The organism is Lachnoclostridium sp. An169 (genome assembly GCF_002160525.1).
Taxonomy (GTDB): domain Bacteria; phylum Bacillota; class Clostridia; order Lachnospirales; family Lachnospiraceae; genus Mediterraneibacter; species Mediterraneibacter cottocaccae.
The window spans coordinates 26,626-48,649 of sequence record NZ_NFKT01000004.1 but is presented as its reverse complement, the minus strand read 5'-3'; the positions used below and the strand labels follow the sequence as shown (position 1 = coordinate 48,649).

Genomic DNA, 22,024 nt, shown 5'->3' with positions numbered 1-22,024 from the left:
GAAATTTCCGATGCCCGGAACAGGCTCTCCGCCTGTCCTTCGCCCGGTAACCTCCTCTCTTATATTCCTCCGTATTCTTTCCCGCCGAAGCCGGATTATCTGCGTTCAAAGACCATCCAGTCGCCGTATTCCCGCTCGGTCAGCGTGAGCCTGTCCTGCTCCACACTGTAGTCATATGTGCCGGCAAGAGACTCTGCATCCACAAAGATCCCGGTACCGTCCGCCGCGCTCTCCGACTCGTCCGTCACTTCCCGGGACAGCTCTGTACCGTCATCATATATGGTAAAGGTCTTTATATCTTTATCCACTGTGAAATCCGCCGTGACAGAGAACTCCTCACCGTTTTCGTCTGTTCCCGTCACTGTCGCCTTCCCGTCTCCGCCGATCTCAAGGGTCACGCCGCTATCCTCACTTACCCAGGTGCCCTCGATGGGATTGCCCGTAAAGAGACGGATAATGAAAAATACGGCGATAATAACAATGAGAACCGAGGATACGCTCATCACCGCTCTCCACAGCGTATTACGTTTTTCTTCACTGTTTTTCTGAATCATAAAATACTTCCCTTCATTTTCTTCCTTTTCATTATACGGATTTCATTCTATGCTGTCAACGCTTGAAAAGGAGGGAGTCTTTTATCCCAGCTCCTTTTTCAGGAAATCGAACAGTGTCTGCATCTCCTCCCTGGTTCCCACGGTAATTCTCAGATACTGCCCGATCTTTTCCCCGTTCCAGTGTCTGACAAAGATACCGTCCGCCCGGAGTTTTTCAAAAAGCTCTCCGGCGTCATGCTCCGGATGTCTGGCAAAGATAAAGTTTGCCTTTGAATCCGGGAATACGAATCCCAGTTTTGCGAGTTCTTCCTTTGCCCATTCCCGCGTCTCTGTTATTCTGCGTACTCCCTGCTCAAAATATTCGCGGTCTTTTACAGCCTCCACGCCGCAGGCGATCGCAGCCTGGCTCATCGTGTAGGAATTGAAGGAGTATTTTACATTGTTCAGGCACCGGATCAGTTCCGGATTGGACACTGCATAGCCGATCCGCATTCCTGCCATGCTGCGGGCCTTGGAAAATGTCTGTACAACAATCAGGTTGTCATATTTGTCAATCAGTTCCATGGCCGACCTTCCTGCAAAATCAACATATGCCTCATCCACAATCACGATGGAATCCCGGTTGTGGGAGAGAATATCCTCCACAAAGTCCAGTTCTTCATAGATTGCCGTCGGAGCATTCGGGTTCGGGAAGATGATTCCTCCGTTCTCACGGTAATAGTCCTCTCTTACGATCCGGAAATTCTCATCCAGTTCCGGACATTCGTACGGGATCCGGTAAAGTCCGGCCCACACCTTGTAGAAAGAATAGGTAATGTCCGGGAAAAGCACCGGTCTGCCGGAATTGAAAAAGGTAAGGAAACACAGGGAGAGCACGTCATCCGAGCCCACGCCCACAAATACCTGATCTTCTCCCACACCGTAGAAATCCGCCAGAGCGTTTACCAGGTCTCCCGCAGTGGGATCCGGATAGAGTCGGAAACAGTCCGCATCCATCTCCCGGAGGACGCGCCCGACTCCCGGGGCCGGCGGATAGGGGTTCTCGTTTGTATTCAGTTTGATCACCTTGTTCCGGGGCTGTTCCCCGGGCACATAAGGTTCTGCTGCACGGATATTCTTTAAAAGTTCTGCTCTCACTGTCTTTCGTTCCTTTCTGGTCTGCTGTGTCCGCTCCGGTTCACTGTTTTCCCTGGCAGGTCTGCAGTGCCCGGCGGTTCTTATTTTTTATATTCTGCCGCAAGCTCCGCAAATTTCGGCAGAGAGTTCACAATTGTCTCATAGGATACACAGTATGCGATACGCACATACCCCGGGCATGCAAAAGAGCTTCCCGGAACAATGAGGATATTGTACTTCTTCGCAGCCGCGACGAACTCTTTCTCGTCTGCCACCGGAGATTTAACGAACAGATAGAAAGCGCCCTCCGGCTTGATGCACTCGAATCCCAGCTCTTTCAGCCCGTTGTAAAGTGTCTCCCGGTTTCTGTTATAGAAGGAGATATCGGTCTTCTCGTTCAGGCATGCCTTCACCACTTTCTGCTGAAGTGTTGGAGCGTTGACAAATCCGAGAATACGTGTCGCCACATTCGCAGCCGCATTCAGGTTCTCGCTGTCCGCCGCCTCATCCGGAATCACCAGATAACCGATCCGCTCGCCCGGCAGGGACAGAGACTTGCTGTAGGAATATCCCACAACTGTATTCGCGTAATATTTCGTCAGATAGGGAACTTCCACCCCGTCGTAAGCCAGCTCTCTGTAAGGCTCGTCGGAGATCAGATAGATATCCGTACCGTACTCATTCTGCTTTGCCTCCAGAATGGCCGCAAGCTTCTTAATGGTCTCCTCCGAGTACACCACTCCCGTCGGGTTATTGGGCGTATTCACGATCACCGCTCTTGTCTTCGGGGTGATCTTCGCCTCGAACTCGTCCAGTTTCGGTTGGAAAGTGGCAGTGTCCGGAGAGATCTCCACGATCACGCCGTCGTAGTTGTTCACATAGCTTCTGTACTCTCCAAAGTAAGGAGCAAAGACGATGACTTCATCTCCCGGGTTGAGCAGGGCCTTGAGGATCACATTGAGCCCTCCTGCGGCGCCCACGGTCATCGTGATATTGCGTGCGGCAAAATTCGTGCCGAAGCGCTCATTGAGAGACTCTGCCACTGCCTGGCGCACATCCTCATAGCCGGCATTGCTGTTCGTATAGCCGTGCAGTACGACCGGATCTTCTTCGTTCAGAAGATCGATAATCGCCTTCTTCACCGATTCCGGCGCCGGAACGTTAGGGTTCCCGAGGCTGAAATCATAGACGTTCTCCGCGCCGTAGATCTTTGCCAGACGGTTACCTTCCTCGAACATTGCCCGGATTGCCGAGCTGTTTGCCACCATGTTTTCCATTTTCTTTGAAATCATCTCTGTCACTCCATTTCTTAATTATTTTCTTCTTCCATCCGTGCCGGTTCCGCCGTCTCCGTCACCAGTCCCTTTTCCTCGAGAAATGCGGGACGGTAGGAAAGTTTTGCTTTCCGGAGCCCTTCCGCTCCGGTATCATCCTCACGGTTGACGTATTTATAATCCATGCATTCATGCTGCACGAACTGCTGGTTGATCATCGTATATGCCCCTTCCACATCCGGGAATGCCTTCTCGATATGGACGACAAAAGTATCATCGCAGAGGGGTTCTCCCAGGGAAAACGCCACGATCCTGCCTCCCACTCTCAGAAGGCCGCCTCTTAATCCGAGCTCTTTATAGAGCCGCAGCGAGTTGAGAGTCACACACATCTCGGCATTTTTCTCCGAATCGTCATCGCACCCGTTCTGGTTCCGCCACTTGAGCGCCATCTGGAAACATTCCTCCACGTTCTCCTCCCCGATGCTCTCATAACACCAGTCCGGATAGAGGGTCTTAAACTTGTTGATATGGTTTCTCTTTCCGTGAAGCTTCTTGCCCGCCAGAGTCGCCAGTTTCTCTGTCTCATAGACATAGTCCGCCACATCCCGGTCGTACTCGATCCGGAAACGTCCCGGATACCATCCGTCGAGCTGGGAAAAATACTCCGGTGTCACGTTGTAGAGAACGAACGGGCATCCTTTTTCCCTGCAGTATGCCATCAGATATTCAAGCGCCCGCCTCACATCTTCCGGCTCCCCGGCGGGATAGGAAAACGCCGTGCCCTCATCCTCGCTCCTGAAAACAAGGGTATTCTCGATAACGGCGAATTTTACTTTGTAGTACCTTGACCAGAGATATACGTTCACGAACGTCCGCTCACAGCTCCTGCTGGGCGATTCCCGGAAATAATGGCTGATGCACTCCTTATCTTCCAGTTCAGGCCGTTTGAACACTGGTTCTGTCATACTTTATCAATCCTCCATTTTTGCAAGTTTTGCGGTCTGGTCCGCGGCGATCAGACTGTCGATAATCTCGTCCAGATCCCCGTTTAGGACCGAGTCAAGCTTGTGCAGAGTCAGTTTGATTCTGTGGTCTGTCACCCTTCCCTGCGGGAAGTTGTATGTGCGGATCTTCTCCGACCGGTCCCCGGTACCGATCTGGCTTCTTCTCGCCTCTGCCTCAGATGCCTGCTGCTTCTCAAGCTCCAGATCGTAGAGTTTGGAGCGGAGCAGCCGGAAGGCTTTCTCCTTGTTCTGAAGCTGGGATTTCTCCGTCTGGCTGTAGATGACAATGCCTGTCGGATAGTGGGTCAGACGTACCGCAGAGTCTGTTGTGTTGACACACTGTCCGCCGTTTCCGGAGGCGCGCATCACGTCGATCCGGATATCTTTCTCGTCGATCACAACATCCACTTCCTCCGCCTCAGGCATAATCGCCACAGTGATCGTGGAAGTGTGGATTCTTCCGCCGCTCTCGGTCTCCGGGACCCTCTGTACACGGTGGACGCCGCTCTCATATTTCAGCCGGGAGTAAGCGCCCTGTCCGGAGATCATGAACACACATTCTTTGAAACCGCCGATCCCGTTCTCATTGAGCGAGATCATCTCCGTCTTCCACCCCTTGCTGTCCGCATAATGCACATACATGCGGTAGATCTCCGCCGCGAAAAGCGCTGCTTCATCCCCGCCTGCGCCGGCACGGATCTCCACGATAACGTTCTTGTCATCGTTGGGGTCCTTGGGAAGCAGAAGAATCTTGAGCTGCTGCTCCAGCTCTTCCACTCTGGCGCGGGACTCATTTAACTCTTCTTTTGCCAGTTCCCGCATTTCCTCATCGGATTCTTCTTCCAGCATGGCAAGGCTGTCCTCAATGTTCTGCCTGCACTGCTTGTACTCTTTGTACGCTTCAATGATGGGAGCCAGATCGCTCTGCTCTTTCATCAGTTTACGGAAGCGCTCCGGATCATTCGCCACATCCGGCTCCTGGAGCTCTCCCATCAGTTCCTCATAACGGATCAGTAGATCGTCTAATCTGTCAAACATTTTCTATCGTTCCTCTTCCTGAATCTAAATACAACTTTTTCCAAAATATCTCTCCGGAGAACCGGACAGAACGGCACCGGTATGCAGAACGCACTACCGATACGGCATGCGGCCCAGTACAACCCGGTCAAGCCCCGCCAGGTCCTTCACCACCGCAGTCTCCTCGAATCCTGCCTTCTCCATGAGACTCTTCACGTCCTGCGCCTGGTCGCAGCCGATCTCAAAGAGAAGATAACCGCCCGGCTCCAGATAATCCCCCGCCTCATCCGTAATCCTGCGGTAGAAATACAGGCCGTCTTCTTTTCCGTCCAGAGCCAGCAGGGGATCGTGAAGTTTCACCTCATCTTCCAGAGTCCGGATCTCTGCACTGCGGATATACGGCGGATTGGATACAATCATCCCGAACGTCCCGCTGATTTTCTCAAAGAGATCCGAGCAGATGAACTCTGCGTTCTTCTGTCCCAGATTCCGCGCATTCTCCTGCGCCACCTCCAGTGCTTCCCTGGAAATGTCCGAACCCACTCCTTCCAGAGCCGTCTGTGCCCAGTGAAGGATACTGATCAGAATACACCCGGATCCGGTACACAGATCTAAAATCCGGCCGGTAAAGGGAGCGGAGCCTCCCACCGGCACCTCTCCCTGCTTCAGCAGTCCCAGTGCCTGTTCCACAAGAATCTCCGTGTCCTGCCTGGGGATCAGCACATGTTCGCTGACATGGAATGACAGGCCCATAAATTCCTGTTCCCCGGTAATATGCTGCAGGGGAACCCGTCCCGCCCTGCGGGAAATGCAGCTCTTATATTTTTCCTTATCTTCTTCCGCCATAATGCAGTCGGGATCTGCCAGATAGTGTGCCCGGTCTGTCCCCGTCACATACTCCAGAAGATACCAGGCGTCGAGATCCGCATCCGCGATTCCTGCCTGCTGCAGCACGTCAGTCCCCTTTTTCAGGGCACTTTTGAGCGTTTCTGTTTTCTCTCCCGGAACTGCCGGCAGCCCCGTCCGGTGCTTTTCCCCGCCTGCGGGGAAACCTGCGGTCATCACAGATTCTCCTTCTGCCAGGTACGCCAGTCAAAGACTTCCTCAACGGCGCGGATCCCGACTTCGATCATACTGTCGTCCGGCTCCTTTGTCGTCATGTTCTGTACCCACATGCCCGGTCTGCTCAGGAGATTGACAAAGGGATTATCACTGTTGCCTGCCAGACGGATGATCTCGTAGGAGACTCCCGCAATGACGGGAAGCAGGGCGATCCTCAGAAGTACCCGGAGCACCTGGGACTGGGCAGTGATAAAAAAGGAAAAGATAATACTCACAATCATGACGAAGAAAAGGAAGCTGGTTCCGCATCTCTTGTGCTGCTTTGAACTCTTCCTTACATTTTCCACGTTCAGCTCCAGTCCGTGCTCGATACAGTTGATGCACTTGTGTTCCGCGCCGTGGTACATAAAAGTCCTGCGGATATCCTTCATCCTTGATATAAAGAAGATATAGAGAAGAAAGATCACCATTCGGATGATGCCCTCAAAAACCGTCATGATAATTCTCGAAGATGTGTACCTTTCCACAACCGTACTCAAGAAATACGGCAGAACCATGAAAATTACCGCAGCCAGCACCACCGAAACAGCAACCGTGATATTCATAATCAGACGGTCCTGCTTCTCCCGCTTTGCGGCTTCTTCCGCCGTGACCACCTCTTCCTCCTCATCATCCTCAAAAAAGCTGGCAGAAAACATCAGTGTCTTCATCCCCAGCACAAGGGAATCAATGAAATTGAAAATTCCCCGGATAAAAGGGATCCTAAGAGGCGTCTTCCAGGGGATTACGCTCTTGTAATCCTGAATATCCACAGCGATCTCTCCGTCGGTTTTGCGGACTGCAACGGAATATTTTCCGCCGTTTCTCATCATGATTCCTTCCAGCACAGCCTGTCCGCCGATATTCGATGATTTCATACTGCCTCCTGTGTAAACGTAGAAGAGGCTGAGATGCAACCACCTCAGCCTCCAGCAAATCTTTCTTATTTAATACCGTATTTTTTGTTGAACTTATCAACACGGCCACGGGCCTGAGCCGCTTTCTGCTGACCTGTATAGAACGGGTGGCACTTGGAGCAGATTTCTACGTGGATACTCTTGTTTGTAGATCCTGTCACAAATGTGTTTCCGCAGTTGCAGGTTACAGTTGCCTGATGATACTCCGGATGGATTCCTTCGCGCATGATTTTCACCTCTCTATTTCAAAATTACTAATTATCATTTCTAAACAGCTTTTAAATTGTATCATAAGTTATATCTATTTGCAATACTTTTTTAGATAAACTTCTGTCTTATGATCTGATGGACGAGTTCAGCGTTGGTTTTCGTGCGGGCAAACATGTTGAGAAGATTGTCCACTGCTTCCTCTGCCTTCATGCCGTTCATCGCCCTGCGCATGATATCCGCCGCCTCCTGTTCCTCCCTGGTCAGGAGAAGGTCGTCTCTTCTCGTACCGGACTTCGGGATATCGATCGCCGGGAACACTCTCTTCTCCTGGAGCTTGCGGTCAAGCATCAGTTCCATGTTTCCGGTTCCCTTGAACTCCTCATACACCACATCGTCCATCTTGCTTCCCGTATCCACAAGAGCTGTTGCGAGAATTGTAAGGCTTCCGCCCTCGCGCATGTTTCTTGCAGCACCGAAGAAACGCTTCGGGCTGTAGAGAGCAGCCGGGTCAAGACCTCCGGAGAGAGTTCTTCCTGACGGCGGAACGGTAAGGTTATATGCTCTTGCAAGCCTTGTAATACTGTCCAGCAGGATCATTACGTCCTTGCCGTGTTCCACAAGACGTTTCGCGCGGGCAATCACCATCTCCGACACTCTCTTGTGGTGTTCCGGCAGCTCGTCGAAGGTAGAGTAGATCACTTCCACGTTGGGGCCGGCGATGGCTTCCCGGATATCCGTAACCTCCTCCGGGCGCTCATCGATGAGCAGAATCAGCAGATGCATGTCCGGTTCTCTCTTCTGAACAGAGAGCGCCACTTCCTTTAACAGCGTCGTCTTACCGGCCTTCGGCGGGGAGACGATCATACCTCTCTGTCCTTTTCCGATGGGGGATACCAGATCCACGATGCGCATTGCAGTCGTACATCCCGGCGTTTCCAGACGGATCCTCTTATTCGGGAAGATCGGAGTCAGGTCCTCGAAATTCTTCCTCTTCATTGCCTCCGCCGGACGGAGTCCGTTGATTGCTGAGACATACAAAAGAGCGCTGAACTTCTCTCCCTGCGTCTTGATCCTTGTATTTCCCGTAAGGATATCTCCGGTTTTCAGACCGAATCTGCGGATCTGGGAAGGCGATACATAGACGTCATTTTCTCCGGGGAGATAATTCTCGCAGCGGATGAATCCGTAGCCGTCCTGAAGCACCTCAAGGATACCGTTTGCCGTATATCCGCTGTCAAGCTGCTCGATATCGGTCTCTTCCTTATCTTTATCGTGATCCTTCTCTCTGTCGTCTCTCCGGTCGTGCCTGTCCGCGCGTCCTTCTCTCTTCTCTTCGCGGTCCTTTTTCTCCTCGCGCTTCTCTTCCTTCTCGGCTTTCTCCGTCTTCTTTTCTCTCTTTGCCTTTGTCTCTTTTCCCTCTTTTGCCTCTTTGACGGATTTTGCCTCTTTCTCCTCGGCAGGAGCTTCTTTCTGCGCTTCCTGTTCGTCAAGAGCCAGCATCGCGTCAATCAGGTCGCTTTTCTTCAGACCGGAGATTCCTTTCATCTTTCTTGCTTTTGCCAGTTCCTTCAGAGTCGCCAGCGGCAGAGATTCATACTTTTCTCTTGTCATAAAACCTATCCTTTCTGTTCAAAACAAGACTGCTGTTATTTCTTTACTGATTCAGTTCGTTTTTCATTTTAAATGCTTCGGGAATTATCGTCTGAAATGACGTAAATCGAAAATATGCACCAAAATATGTTCTTATTATACAAGCAGAGCGTCCTCTTGTCAACCACAGAAATCAGTGGTATTATAACGGAATGAAGAAGAGACGAAAAGTGAGGTAAAGCAAATGACGAACAGTGAAAAAGCGTTGCAGATGCATGAACAGTGGAACGGTAAGATCGAGACAACAGCAAAGGCCCATGTAAACTCCAGGGAGGATCTTGCCATCGCCTATACCCCCGGCGTCGCGGAGCCCTGTAAGGTGATCGCAGAAGATCCGGAGGCTGCATACAAATATACCATGAAAGCCAACACGGTTGCCGTCGTCTCCGACGGGAGCGCCGTCCTCGGCCTTGGCAACATTGGCGCACTTGCCGCCATGCCGGTTATGGAAGGGAAAGCGGTACTCTTCAAGGAATTCGGCGGCGTCAATGCGGTTCCGATCTGCCTGGACACCCAGGATACCGAGGAGATCATCCGCACCGTCGTGAACATCGCCCCGGCGTTCGGCGGCATCAATCTGGAGGACATCGCCGCACCGCGGTGCTTTGAGATCGAGACACGCTTAAAAGAGCTTCTTGACATTCCGGTATTCCATGACGACCAGCACGGCACCGCCATCGTCGTCCTCGCCGGAATCATCAACGCCCTGAAAGTGACCGGGAAAAAGAAGGAGGACTGCCGCGTTGTGGTAAACGGCGCCGGATCCGCCGGAGTGGCAATCACAAAGCTTCTCCTCACCTACGGTTTCCCGCACATTACCATGTGCGATATCAACGGAATCATTTCCACGGATTCCCCGAATCTGAACTGGATGCAGAAAGAGATGGCAGAGGTGACCAACCTGGAACACAGAACCGGCACCCTCGCCGACGCCCTCAAAGGCGCGGATATCTTTATCGGTGTGTCCGCTCCCGGCATCGTTTCCCAGGAGATGGTATCTTCCATGAATAAAGACGCCATCCTCTTTGCCATGGCCAACCCGGTTCCGGAGATCATGCCGGATCTGGCAAAGGCGGCAGGCGCAAAAGTTGTCGGTACCGGAAGATCGGATTTCCCGAACCAGGTAAACAACGTGGTCGCTTTCCCGGGAATCTTCAAGGGAGCCCTGGAGGGACGCGCCACACAGATTACCGAAGAGATGAAGCTGGCTGCCGCCAAAGCCATCGCCGGTCTTGTGGCAGACGAGGATTTGAATGAAAACAACATCCTCCCCGAGGCTTTCGATCCCAGGGTTGCCGAGACCGTCAGCCGCGCAGTCAGGGAACTCATCTGATGGGGAAAGAGAAATCAGAAGATAAAAGGCGCTGGGGCGAAAAGCGGTACTATTCCCTGGATTACTACCTGAAACACACATTCGGGGAGAAAGTCTACAAGATCACACTGAACGGCGGCATGACCTGTCCCAACCGGGACGGTCATATCGGAAGAGGCGGCTGTATCTTCTGCAGTGCCGCGGGATCCGGAGATTTTGCGGGGGACGCCGCACTCTCCATAACGGAACAGCTCCGGAAAGGGAAGGCCGATCTTCTCTCAAAGCGTCCGGTGCGCTCCTACATTGCATACTTTCAGGCGTTTACCAACACCTACGCTCCGGTGCCGTATCTGGAAAGGATCTTTACCGAGGCACTGGATGATCCGGAGGTGAAAGTGCTCTCTATCGCCACCCGCCCGGACTGTCTCGGCGACGATGTGATGGAGCTGCTCTCCCGCCTGAACCGGATCCGTCCGGTCTGGGTGGAGCTGGGACTGCAGACCATTCACCCGGACACTGCCCGCTATATCCGCCGGGGCTATGAACTGCCTGTTTTTGAGGAAGCGGTAAAGAGACTGCGCGCTGCCGGAATCCCCGTCATCGTGCATGTGATTCTCTTCCTCCCCGGAGAAAGCCGGGAACAGATGCTCGGGACCATTGACTATCTGAACCGCGCCGGCATCCAGGGAATCAAGCTGCAGCTTCTCCACGTACTGCGGGGGACAGATCTTGCCCGGGAATACGGGAAGGCGCCTTTCCATGTGCCTGACATGGAAGAATATATCGAACTGCTCGGGACATGCATTGCCCGGCTTAACCCGGAGACCGTCATCCACCGGCTGACCGGAGACGGACCGAAAGACCTGCTCATCGCCCCTGCGTGGACCGGGGCAAAACGCACGGTTTTAAACCGACTGAACCAGTATCTGAAGGAAAATGACATCTGGCAGGGAAAGGAGTATTATGGCTGAAACATTTACACTGTATAAACTGATCGTTCTGTATATGCTTGAAAAAGTGGATTTCCCTCTTGCGACCTCGCAGATATCCGAATTTATACTGGATAAGGGATACACCTCCTATTTCCGGCTTCAGGAGACCCTCTCGGAGCTGACCGACTCCGGACTTCTCAAAGCAGAGACAACCCATAACCGGACCCTCTACCATCTCACGGAAAACGGGGCTGAGACGATCCATTTCTTCAGCAATAAGATCTCCCCGGCAATCCGCCAGGACATTGATGATTTTTTAAAGGAAAAACAGTATGATCTGAAAGAAGAAGTGGCTGTAAAAGCTGACTATTATCTGAACACAAACCGCGAATTTGAAGTGCGCTGCCAGATTGTGGAGAACGGATACAGCCTCATCGATCTGAAACTTACCGTTCCGACCGAGAAGGAGGCCGAATCCATCGCCAACAACTGGGACGCCAAAAGCCAGGATATCTACACATCAATCCTCGCGGATCTCCTGTAGGTATTCTCTGATATTTTTTTCATAACCGAGGACGCCGGGTTCGTAGAATCTGGCGTCTTTTATTTCGTCCGGAAGATACTGCTGCTTCACATAATGCCCGGGGTAATCGTGGGCGTACTTGTACCCGGTGCCATGCCCCAGCTTTGCCGCCCCTTTATAGTGAGCGTCTTTTAAGTGAACCGGAACCGTGGTCCTGTATTTCCGGACCGCCTCGTTTGCCGCAAAGATCGCCTGGGAAGCCGAATTGCTCTTGGGCGCGCAGGCCACGTAAGTCGCCGCCTGGGAGAGGATGATCTGGGACTCCGGCATGCCGATGCGCTCCGCCGCCTGAGCTGCCGAGACCGCTACGGTCAGCGCCATGGGATCTGCATTCCCCACATCTTCCGAGGCGCAGATCATGATGCGCCGGGCGATAAACTTCACATCCTCCCCGGCATTTAGCATTTTTGCCAGATAGAATACCGCCGCATCCGGATCCGATCCCCTCATGCTCTTGATAAATGCAGAGATGATATCATAATGGTTGTCCCCCTGCCGGTCATAGTTGATCACCCGCTTCTGGATGCACTCGGACGCCACATCCAGAGTAATATGGATGATACCGTCAGCGCTGCGCTCCGTGGTAAGGATACCAAGCTCCACGGCGTTCAGGGCATTTCTTGCGTCTCCCCCCGCCATATCGGAGAGAAACTCCAGGGCATCCTCATCAATCTGCGCATGAAAACTGCCCATTCCTTTCTCCGTATCCGTAACCGCCCGCCGGATCAGAACCTTGATATCCTCCTGGGAGAGAGGCTGCAGCTCAAAGATACTGGACCGGGAGAGCAGAGCTCCGTTGACCTCGAAGTAAGGGTTCTCCGTGGTGGCGCCGATCAGGATAATGGTTCCGTCCTCCACAAACGGGAGCAGATAATCCTGCTGTCCCTTGTTGAAACGGTGGATCTCATCGATAAAGAGGATCGTCTTTCTCCCGTACATTCCCTGCAGGTCCTTCGCCTCTTTCACGACCTCCTCCATATCCTTTTTCCCCGCCACGGTGGCATTGATCTGCTTAAACTCCGCGCTCGTGGTACTTGCAATCACTTTGGCAAGGGTGGTCTTGCCGGTTCCCGGCGGTCCGTAGAAAATCACCGAACTTAACTTGTCCGCCTTAATGGCGCGGTAGAGAAGCCTGTCCTTCCCGATAATGTGCTGCTGTCCTACCACCTCGTCCAGCGTGGTAGGGCGCATTCTTGAGGCAAGAGGCGCTTCCTTCTCCCTGTTCGCCTCTCTCATATAATCAAACAGATCCATGTTCTATCTTCCTTTCTCTGTCATTTCTGTCAAAGCGAGTTCCCGGATCACTTCCCCGGCGATCAGAAGCCCCGCCACGGGAGGCACAAAAGAGATGCTTCCGGGCACGGCGCGGCGTCCTTCAGGCGGCTCTTCCGTCCCTTCTTTTACCGTCAGCGGCTTCTCTTTGGAATAGAGCACTTTCAGGCTGTAAATGCCCCGCTGCTTTAACTCTCTTCTCATCACCCGGCAGAGGGGGCATACACTTGTCTTTGAGAGATCAGTAATCTCAAAAAGCTCCGGGTGCAGCTTGTTTCCCGTACCCATGCTGCTGATCAGGGGAATCCCCCGCTTCCGGCACTCTTCCACAATGGCAATCTTCGCAGTTACCGTGTCCACCGCATCCACCACATAGTCTGCACCGCAGTCCATGATCTCACCGATGTTCTCCGGCAGCACAAACACATTCTGTATCTCCACCCTGATCCGGGGGCTGATATCACGGATCTTCTCCTTCATCACTTCTGTTTTATATCGCCCCACTGTACTGTGGAGCGCGATGGACTGGCGGTTGATATTCGTCACCGACACCACATCGCTGTCTACAAGGATGAGCCTGCCCACGCCGCTTCTCGCCAGCGCCTCGATACAGTGGCTCCCCACGCCGCCCACGCCGAACACGAGGACAGACGCCCTCTCAAGCCGTTCCATCCCCTCTGTCCCCAGAAGCATCTCTGTCCTGGAAAATTCATTTACTGTCATCTTACTTCTCCTGTCACTGCTTTTTGTTCCTGCCGGGACAACCGCCTGTTCCGCCGTACTGCGGACCGGATGCTGTCAGTCCATCAGCAGCCGGTCCGCAGTGACGAACTCGTAACCTTCTGCCTGTAGTATGTCAACGATCTGCAGGGCTGCTTCCACGGATGTCTCATAACAGTCATGCATGAGAATCATATCATTTTCTTCCACATCCGTCACTACCCTTCGCACAATTTCCTGCGTATTTTTCAGAGACCAGTCCCCGGAATCCACCGTCCATTTCACGTACAGCTTATCTTCTTCCTCCGCGCATTCGGGAAAAGATCCGAAAGGCGGACGCACCAGGAACGGCTCCTCCCCTGTGATCTCCCGTACCAGATCGTCCGTCATCCGGATCTCCCGTTCCATATCTTCATAGCTCAGGTTCGCCAGGTTTACATGATGGTAGGTGTGGTTGCCGATCAGATGCCCCTCCTCATACATCCGCCGGATGATCTTCTCATTCCCCTCTTTCTCAATGTTCACGCCGATGACAAAGAAGGTCGCCTTCACATCCCGCTTGAGGAGTCCGTCCAGAAGCTGCTCTGTGTATTCCGCATTCGGTCCGTCATCGAAGGTCAGGGCGACCATAGGGCGCACAGGAACTTCTGCTCCGGCTTCATCCGCCTCTGAAATTTCTGTTCCTGCCTTCCCTGTCCCTGACACATCTTTCGATATCTCCCGCGGAATAAAACTGTCTGTCAATGGCCATATCCAGAGCAGGAGAACCAACCCGAGAGCCTGCATCTGTTTTTTCAGAGTCGTACTGCTCTTTTTCACGGTATTTTCCACCTTTTTTATTTTCAACCAAATTATATGCCAAATGGAATGTCCCCGATTCCTTTGAGTCATATCCTTCTCGAAAGAAGCAGAATCCAACAGCAAAACCTCCGGACTCTGACAGATCCGGAGGCTTGATTACTCTTATTCTTATCCTTTTTTATAACTTTCTGCTTCTGCTGATGACACAATTTCTTTCAGTTCCTTTGATGACTTCGGAAGCTTTTCTTTCAGGAACTCCATAACCAGTATCATATTCAGCGACCACTGGGAAACCATATTAGTGCTTATCCATGGGATTTCATACCTGTCCATCCCGTTTTCGGCAGCCATATATTTTTCTTTTCTGAATCCCGAATAATCGGATGGAGAATATAATACAGAAAAAATCTTCCCCAGTACCTTCCCCGCCAGTTGTTCATCTTTGTAAAATGCGGAAGAAAATGCTGCGAGCCCGGACGCAAAATAAGGAAACGAGAAAGGTCTGCGGTCGATCAGCCCATTGGTGGCTTTTCTTTTTTCTTCCGGTGAAAGCATATAGAACTTTCCGTACTCTGCAAGAAGCTTTGCAAATCTTGTTCCATAATCAGAATAACCATCCAGCATATCCATAAGTTCTAGCCAGATATGCGTCCCGCCCTGGCACACCTGCAGGTGCATGTTAATGGATTCCTCATGTTCACCTGTATATTCCAGATGTCCGTTCTCCTCATCCAAGAGGAATTCGGGTCCGGACGCCAGACCGAAAGGCATTCTGCAGATATCGTCGATACCGTTGAGGATTTTCTGCAGATATGTCTGATCCAGTGTCTGCTCATATGCCGTCATCCAGTTACAGACAAAACTTGTCCAGTCGGGGCCGCTCCTGATTAACACTTTCTCTTTCCCATCCGTTTTCGACTTTTCAACTACCGCTGTCCTGAGATTCCTCATTGACCGTTCTGCGTCTGCGCTGTCACGCATCACGTCCCTAATCCGGTAGTCTCCCGTAAGATAGTAGAAAAACCGGTGGTGTCCCGCCATACTGATTCTGGGCTCTTTACACGGACATCCCCAGTGCCTTACATTGTGTCTTGTGCCGATTCCTTTCAGCGGTCCTATGTGATACATATCAACTTCACTGCAGTGTCTCGTCATGGCTTCTGCAATATCAAAAATATCACTTTCTCCGCTTCTCAGGAAAGAAATCCACAGCCAGTAAGTTGGAACCAGCTCCGTATTCTGCCAGGCAAATCCACCCATGTCATATCTCCATCTGTGCCGCACTGGATCGTATTTGTGCATGACGTCCCCGTAGTCAAACAGCCCGTACCACTGTCTTTGCCTGATCTCATCTTCATAAAACCGGACAGCTCGCCTTAACTGGTCTTCTATTTCTTCTTCAACTTCTGTGTCCGTCTGCTTCAGGCTCCAGAAGCCAAACGCACGTTTCGCATAATAATATTCCGGATCAGCAGCATAGACCGGAGGTCTCTGCACTTCCCTGCCGAATTTTTTTATCTCCTCATTCCGTGGCAGACACCCCACCAACTTCACCCTGCATTCACTTGTCACTCCTATACCGTATGGGCTCGCCTGAACAAAATCATATCCTTCATACAGGGTCTTTACATAACTCCGTCTGTCATAGTGTCTCAGATCATAGCTCTCTGTAAAGGGAGAGTAGAACCACAGCGTGGTCTCCGCTGAATCCCCCGCAAGGTTTCTTACCTGAACCGCTCCCGGGTATTTCTGCCGGAAATCCTTTATTCCTGCCGCAATTCCGCCCTTTTCTCCCGTAACGGATACCGTCCCTTGTGCCCGCAATCCATGGTCGCTGTCAAGATAGCAGCACTCACCGCAGGTTCTCTTTTTTATGAAATAGTCAGATATGCTGTTCTGGGCAAGTACATACTCATTCCACACCGGCAGATCTTTGGATGCCTCATCAGCCATTTCATCGTACTCTCCAAAAGAGAGCGCTCCCTGCATCTGTGCCTCAAACACACTGTCGGGAAGCCGGGGGCTGCATGAAAACAGACTCTGTGCTGTCTCATGGAATACCCCTTCGCCGGTTCCGAATTTCACATGTCTGTTGTATGGTTTTCCCGAAAGGTGTGTCAGCAGGCGGATACCGAAGCCGTTGATAAAATCTCTGTCGGCATCACCGTCATAAAGAAAGGTATGTACAAATTTGATTTCCTCGCTTCCGGCCCACAGATATGCATAGATAATCCACTGCATGCTTCTGTGTTCTGTGGTTCTGCTCTTATATGGACCTTTCAGACGGACAACCACCTGCAGGGGACCTGCTTCAAGGAGCGTTATCTCCTCCGCTGCCCCGGGATATTCTTCCCGCAGGATCTTTTCGGAACCATCACCGGATATTCTCTGTTCCAGTCTGAAAACAGGATACACCTCTGTATCCCCCGCCTTCCCGGAACAGGAACGGATTCTCATTAACGGAGAAGCAGAAGCCCCGCTGTTGCGCGGAACTTCCACCTGTATTTTTCCTGTATCAATCGTAAATCCGTTTTCATGTTCGTTCAGAGTTATCGAAGCAGGATACTCCGTACATGGAACAGCTGCTGTTATCCCGGCTGGTTCCAACACCCCAGTCCTTCCGAGCAGCTTTGAATCTGCCGTATGCGCCGCCCATTTTACACTTCCATCAGGCCAGTATGCAGAGATCCTTGTCTGCACCGGCACATTTCCCCCTGAAGAGTCTTTCAAAGCAAACCGGCTGTCACCGGAAACCTCTCCCTTCCTGTAGACGCTCCCGAATGTTGTATAGCCGGATATTGTCCTGTTTTCCAGTAAATGTATCTTCATAGCAATATTCCTTTACCTGTTCTGCTTTAACACAACTACTCCGTAACCCGGAATTGTCATCGCTTTCCCTGCAGTGATCTGATTCCCGCTGAGCATATCCACTCCTGTCATATCTGATTCAAAACAGATCTCGTTGCTGTCATGGTTCAACAGAAAAATAAACCTGCCATTGTCATTCTCTCTTACCGTGACCTCCAGGTTTTCAGGCGCTGCCGCGGATATCGGCCGGATTTCCAGTTCCATACAGATATCTTTCAGGAAATCTCTGTAAAAATCATCATCTGCTCTCGCCCCTACATGCCAGGTATTTCCTTTTCCAAACCTGTTTCTCGCCAGAACAGGCACGCCTTTGTAGAAATCTCTTCCATACACTGCAAGGCTTTCCGCCCCTTCCAGTCTTAAAAGGTCACAGATAAATCCGGCTTCATATGTTTTTCCCTTATAGGTAAAGAAATTCTTTTCCTCCGGCGGAAGTGCATCCGATTCCTCGATCCACAGTCCCATAAAATCTCTCCATTTTCCGGGATAGCCACCGGTAATTATATTATCATTTTCATCTACATAGCCGCTGAAAAAGGACGTCACAAAATTTCCGCCTTCCCTGATATAGTTTCGCAGCTTCTCATCAAAACCATTCTTGTTCATGTACAGCATCGGCGCAATAATCAGTTTATATTTTGAGAAATCCGCATCCGTCCCTATCACATCAACACTGATATTTCCTTTGAAGAGCCCTTTATAAAATCTGACTGTCTCGGCCATGTAGTCTATGTGCGAGGATGGTCCTGCCGAATACTCAGCTGCCCACCAGTTCTCCCAGTCGAAGATAATCGCCACGTCTGATCTGGTCCGGGCGCCCAGGATCTCTCCTTTCAGCCTGTTCTCAAGTTCATCTCCAAGGTCTGCAACTTCCCGGAAAACTCTTGTATCATCTCTTCCGCAGTGGTCAATCACTGCCCCGTGGAATTTTTCACAGGAGCCGACGCTTCTCTTCATCTGGAAAAACATAACCGTGTCGGAGCCGTGCGCAAGTGCCTGATAGCTCCAGAGGCGCATAACGCCCGGGCGCTTCAGCCTGCAGTATTCGTCCCAGTTATTTACACCCGGGGACTGCTCCATCAGAGCAAAGGGCCTGCCATCCTGAAGTCCGTATACGATTTCATGCCGGAATCCCACCGCCGCCGGTTCTTCTTTATATCCGGGATAATTATCCCAACCGACCACGTCCAGGTGTTTTGCCCACTTATGCATATCAAGCTGCTTGATGATTCCCTGGAAATTTGTTGTCACCGGAACGTCTTTTGAATATTTCCGGATTGCTTCTTTCTCCGCCAGGAAACATTCAAGAAAGCTGTCAGACATAAACCTGGAATAATCGAGGGAAAGCCCCTGGAAGAACGACTTCATTTTGCCCCATCTCATATGTGCCTCAGAAAGAGCACCCGGAACAACAATTTCATCAAACTCATGATATGTATGACTCCAGAAGTTCGCATTCCATGCTTTATTCACGTTCTCTATTGTCTGATACCTGTCTTTCAGCCAGATACGGAATGCTTTTTCGCAGTTCTCGCAAAAGCACATGCCAGTATATTCATTATTGACATGCCAGGCTACGATATTATCGTAGCCCGCATATCTTTTTGCCAGCTCCCCGGCGAGAGCGGCTGAAAATTTTCTGTAATTGGAACTGTTAGGGCAAAGAGAGTGACGTCTGCCATATTTCCTCCTGAGACCGTTTGACTCTGCCCGGACAGTATCCGGGTATTTTTTCGGCATCCACGCCGGATGTGCTCCTGTTGAAGTTGCCATAAATACCTTGAAATCATATTTTTTTACAAGTGCCATTATTTTGTCCAACATGGTAAAGTCATACTCATCCTCTTTTGGCTGAAGCAGTCCCCAGCTGAACACATTAAGTGTAAGAATATTGATATGTGCTTTCTTTAAAAGTTTCAGATCGCCTTCCCATGTATCCTCAGGCCATTGCTCCGGATTATAGTCGCCGCCATATAAGATTTTCTTTCCCTTAGCATTTCCTGTCATAACTGTCCTCTGTCCTCACTAAATTCATGTATTCATTTTCATTCATTTGCCCTTATTCCGTGGCAAGAGCGTCACGAAGCTGTTTTGCGTTATCAATATCCGCCAGTTTCCACTCGATCACTTCTTCTGCGCCAAGCTCCTCGGCATCGGAAACCATGCTGTTCCAGACCTGCTCAAATTCTTCATCTGACTGAGCGTATACCATCTGCCAGCTTGCATTCACAACCGTATCCTTGATAGCGGAGATTGTAAGCTTCATCGTATCATCCGGTATAGCTGCAAAAGTACTGATATTATTCAGATCGCTTTCTGTTACAAGTGCGCCTTCTGACTCGAGCCACTCCATCCAGTCCGTATGGCCGGTTGTTTCCTGCCATGTCTTATATGTTGCATTTTCAGCAGCAATATCCTTGAGCTCCTGGAATCCTTCCAGTCTCTGGGTTCTGTAGTTACCTTCCGAATCCTTGTAGGAAAGAAGTTCTCCGGTATTTACACAGAAGCTTGTATTCCAGAAAGATTCCTGCTCGCCGCTTGCCAAAGTGAATGCTTCGCTGTGGTCCGTATTTTCATACCAGTCCAGATACTCATCGGTAAGACTGATCACATCGCCTTCAATCGTATAAATATTCCCCTCTCCTGCAGGTCCGTTGAGAATCCGGAAGATGGCATCAGGATCATTAAACAGGTTGAGAAGTGTCAGACACTCTTCCACATGTTCCGTCTCTGCACTTATGGCAATAACATAGTCGCCGTTTCCATACGTGGATGTACCGTTAAAGTAAATCTTTGTTCCCGGAACAAGATACTGATAGTATCCGCCGTCTGCCCATCCCGGAAGCGTTCCTGACGGAACCATTACGTGGTTCGCAGTCTTATTCCACATGGACTGGCGGTCCGTGTTAATGCTGTCAGGATCAAGAAGGCCGCGGGTATAGGCCTCATTCAGCCACTTCAGCGCCTCATAGTATTTGCTGTCAGTACTGAGAATTGAGCTGACTGTTCCGTTTACCATATCTTCCTCAAGCAGATAGCCAAGCAGTGCCGTGTCATATCCCTGCCAGCGGTAATAGAGGGTTACTCCCGCAAAATAATCGGTGTCGGAACCGCTGTTCAGCACAGTTCCATAGAACGGGTTCCCCGCTTCATCCTCCGGAGATGCAGCCATCATTTCTTCCATCACATCAAGAAGATCGTCGAAGTTCTCGATCTCAGGCGCTCCGATGTCTTCGAACTGCTCCCAGAGCAGTTTCAGTGCATTTCTTTCTGTCTGGTCATTAAAGCCATATACCGTGATCAGATCACCCACATTCAGGGGCAGACAATAGAGAGAGCCTGTATCCGCACTGTTATAAGTTCTGATATAGTTCAGGGCCACATCCATTTTCTCGTTGTCCGTCACGTTCGGGAGCTGGTCCATATAATCATCCAGATTTAAGAGCATGCCGCCCTCAATCATGTCATTCAGATTCTCTTTCGGCACATACATAATATCCGGAAGGTCTCCACTTGATAAAATCGCGTTGGTTCTCTCGTCAGAATGAGCCCATACTTCAAGATTGAATCCGTTCTCCGCAAAGAACTCTCCCTTATGGCCCCCCACAAGTCCGCTTGTAAGGCTGGCATTTGCCGGATACATTGTAATTGTCGGCAGAGCGGAACTGCCGGAGCCGCCTTTTTCCTGCTCCGAATCTCCCTGACCTGCACATCCGATTACTGCTGATGCAGTGATCACTGCTGTAAGTGCTGCTGACAATACTCTTTTTGCTGCTTTTGTTTTCATCCTTTTCCTCCTTGAAATAATATTATCCTTTTACTGCTCCGATCATGATTCCCTTTACATAGTATTTTTGTATAAACGGATAAACCAATATGATTGGAACAATAACAATTGCCGTAAGCGTAAGCCGGATCCCCGTCGGTGTAATTGACGTAAGAGCATCTGCGGTATTAAGCTGTTCCGCCGCCGAACTGATCTGACTTAAGAATTCATATAACTGGAACTGTAATGTATACAGGCTTGTGTCCGTAATATAAAGCTTGGTCGAAAAGAAATCGTTCCAGTGCGATACCGCACTGAAGAGAGCGACCGTAGCCAGGATCGGTTTCTGCAGGGGCAGGACAACCCGTAAAAACCGGGTAAAATATCCTGCTCCGTCAAGATAAGCCGACTCTTCCAGCTCCGCAGGCATGGATTCAATCGAAGTCTTGATCAGTATCATGTTGTAGACATTGACAAGCGATGGTATCACATAAACCCAGAAATTATTCAGAAGTCCCAGCATACGCATATTCAGATAAACCGGAATGATTCCTGCGGAAAAATACATGGTCACAATCGTAAACCGATACCAGAACTTTCTCCCCCACATATTCTCTTTTGTGAAAAAATACGCCACATATGCGGAAGCCAGAACTCCTCCTACGGTTCCGATAAGCGTTCTCGCCACCGTCACAAGAAATGACTGGAAGAGATTCTGCACCTGGAAAACTTCGATATAATTCCGGAACGTAACATTCTTCGGCAGAAATAATACCTGTCCCAGGTCAACCGCCTTGCTGTCACTGATGGTGCAGATCAGCAGATAGTAAAACGGAAAGATACAGATCAATGCAATAATTATGAAAACAAGATACAGAATGAAATCTGCAGTTTTATCACTTAAATGCTTTTTCCTATACATTGCGT

19 protein-coding genes are annotated in these 22,024 nt (G+C 50.7%); 3 read left to right on the top strand and 16 right to left on the bottom strand.

From position 1 onward, the window contains the following. Positions 1-95: 95 nt before the first annotated feature. From B5F07_RS04365 to rho, 9 genes are all read right to left on the bottom strand, one after another. Complete coding sequence (locus B5F07_RS04365) at positions 96-554, bottom strand: hypothetical protein (protein ID WP_087160069.1); 459 nt, start codon at positions 552-554, stop codon at positions 96-98. 81 nt (positions 555-635) lie between these two features. Continuing rightward, positions 636-1,691, bottom strand: coding sequence for a histidinol-phosphate transaminase (hisC, locus tag B5F07_RS04360; protein WP_087160068.1), 1,056 nt, complete (start codon positions 1,689-1,691; stop codon positions 636-638). 80 nt (positions 1,692-1,771) lie between these two features. Next, positions 1,772-2,962 (bottom strand): pyridoxal phosphate-dependent aminotransferase, encoded by a 1,191-nt coding sequence (locus B5F07_RS04355; RefSeq protein ID WP_087160067.1) that lies wholly within the window; start codon positions 2,960-2,962, stop codon positions 1,772-1,774. 17 nt (positions 2,963-2,979) lie between these two features. Beyond that, the gene (locus B5F07_RS04350; protein ID WP_087160066.1) at positions 2,980-3,909 is read right to left on the bottom strand and encodes a DUF2156 domain-containing protein; all 930 of its coding nucleotides are present in this window, start codon (positions 3,907-3,909) and stop codon (positions 2,980-2,982) included. A gap of 6 nt (positions 3,910-3,915) precedes the next feature. Further along, positions 3,916-4,986, bottom strand: coding sequence for a peptide chain release factor 1 (gene prfA / locus B5F07_RS04345; protein ID WP_087160065.1), 1,071 nt, complete (start codon positions 4,984-4,986; stop codon positions 3,916-3,918). 93 nt (positions 4,987-5,079) lie between these two features. Next, positions 5,080-6,027, bottom strand: coding sequence for a peptide chain release factor N(5)-glutamine methyltransferase (gene prmC / locus B5F07_RS04340; protein WP_087160064.1), 948 nt, complete (start codon positions 6,025-6,027; stop codon positions 5,080-5,082). Further along, positions 6,027-6,944: a DUF1385 domain-containing protein gene (locus B5F07_RS04335; RefSeq protein ID WP_087160063.1), complete on the bottom strand. Its 918-nt coding sequence runs from the start codon at positions 6,942-6,944 to the stop codon at positions 6,027-6,029. The genes prmC and B5F07_RS04335 overlap by 1 nt, the downstream gene beginning before the upstream one ends. Before the next feature lie 65 nt (positions 6,945-7,009). Then, complete coding sequence (rpmE, locus tag B5F07_RS04330) at positions 7,010-7,210, bottom strand: 50S ribosomal protein L31 (RefSeq protein ID WP_004079233.1); 201 nt, start codon at positions 7,208-7,210, stop codon at positions 7,010-7,012. A 91-nt stretch (positions 7,211-7,301) separates the two neighbouring features. Then, entirely contained in the window at positions 7,302-8,804 is a 1,503-nt protein-coding gene (rho, locus tag B5F07_RS04325) for a transcription termination factor Rho (RefSeq protein ID WP_087160062.1), read from the bottom strand. 223 nt (positions 8,805-9,027) lie between these two features. Here rho and B5F07_RS04320 point away from each other — a divergent pair, with 223 nt between their 5' ends. The 3 genes from B5F07_RS04320 to B5F07_RS04310 are packed head-to-tail and all read left to right on the top strand — an operon-like array spanning position 9,028 to position 11,631. Beyond that, the gene (locus B5F07_RS04320; protein WP_087160061.1) at positions 9,028-10,176 is read left to right on the top strand and encodes an NAD(P)-dependent malic enzyme; all 1,149 of its coding nucleotides are present in this window, start codon (positions 9,028-9,030) and stop codon (positions 10,174-10,176) included. Then, on the top strand, positions 10,176-11,126 hold the full coding sequence (locus B5F07_RS04315; protein WP_087160060.1) for a TIGR01212 family radical SAM protein: 951 nt from the start codon (positions 10,176-10,178) through the stop codon (positions 11,124-11,126). The genes B5F07_RS04320 and B5F07_RS04315 overlap by 1 nt, the downstream gene beginning before the upstream one ends. Further along, complete coding sequence (locus tag B5F07_RS04310) at positions 11,119-11,631, top strand: DUF4364 family protein (protein WP_087160059.1); 513 nt, start codon at positions 11,119-11,121, stop codon at positions 11,629-11,631. Before B5F07_RS04315 ends, B5F07_RS04310 begins: the two co-directional genes overlap by 8 nt. Here B5F07_RS04310 and B5F07_RS04305 read toward each other — a convergent pair. From B5F07_RS04305 to B5F07_RS04275, 7 genes are all read right to left on the bottom strand, one after another. Further along, on the bottom strand, positions 11,608-12,924 hold the full coding sequence (locus B5F07_RS04305) for a replication-associated recombination protein A (protein WP_087160058.1): 1,317 nt from the start codon (positions 12,922-12,924) through the stop codon (positions 11,608-11,610). The genes B5F07_RS04310 and B5F07_RS04305 overlap by 24 nt on opposite strands. A gap of 3 nt (positions 12,925-12,927) precedes the next feature. After that, positions 12,928-13,665 (bottom strand): tRNA threonylcarbamoyladenosine dehydratase, encoded by a 738-nt coding sequence (locus B5F07_RS04300; protein ID WP_087160057.1) that lies wholly within the window; start codon positions 13,663-13,665, stop codon positions 12,928-12,930. A gap of 75 nt (positions 13,666-13,740) precedes the next feature. Next, complete coding sequence (locus tag B5F07_RS04295) at positions 13,741-14,481, bottom strand: polysaccharide deacetylase family protein (protein ID WP_242972429.1); 741 nt, start codon at positions 14,479-14,481, stop codon at positions 13,741-13,743. A 150-nt stretch (positions 14,482-14,631) separates the two neighbouring features. Next, the gene (locus B5F07_RS04290; RefSeq protein ID WP_087160056.1) at positions 14,632-17,292 is read right to left on the bottom strand and encodes an exo-rhamnogalacturonan lyase family protein; all 2,661 of its coding nucleotides are present in this window, start codon (positions 17,290-17,292) and stop codon (positions 14,632-14,634) included. A gap of 12 nt (positions 17,293-17,304) precedes the next feature. Continuing rightward, positions 17,305-19,338 carry a beta-galactosidase gene (locus tag B5F07_RS04285; RefSeq protein WP_087160055.1) on the bottom strand — a complete coding sequence of 678 codons (2,034 nt, stop codon included), beginning with the start codon at positions 19,336-19,338 and terminating at the stop codon, positions 17,305-17,307. Positions 19,339-19,390: 52 nt separating this feature from the next. After that, positions 19,391-21,118, bottom strand: a complete 1,728-nt coding sequence (locus B5F07_RS04280; protein WP_087160054.1) for an extracellular solute-binding protein — start codon at positions 21,116-21,118, stop codon at positions 19,391-19,393. Between the two features lie 22 nt (positions 21,119-21,140). Further along, positions 21,141-22,019, bottom strand: a complete 879-nt coding sequence (locus B5F07_RS04275) for a carbohydrate ABC transporter permease (RefSeq protein WP_087160053.1) — start codon at positions 22,017-22,019, stop codon at positions 21,141-21,143. Positions 22,020-22,024: the final 5 nt, after the last annotated feature.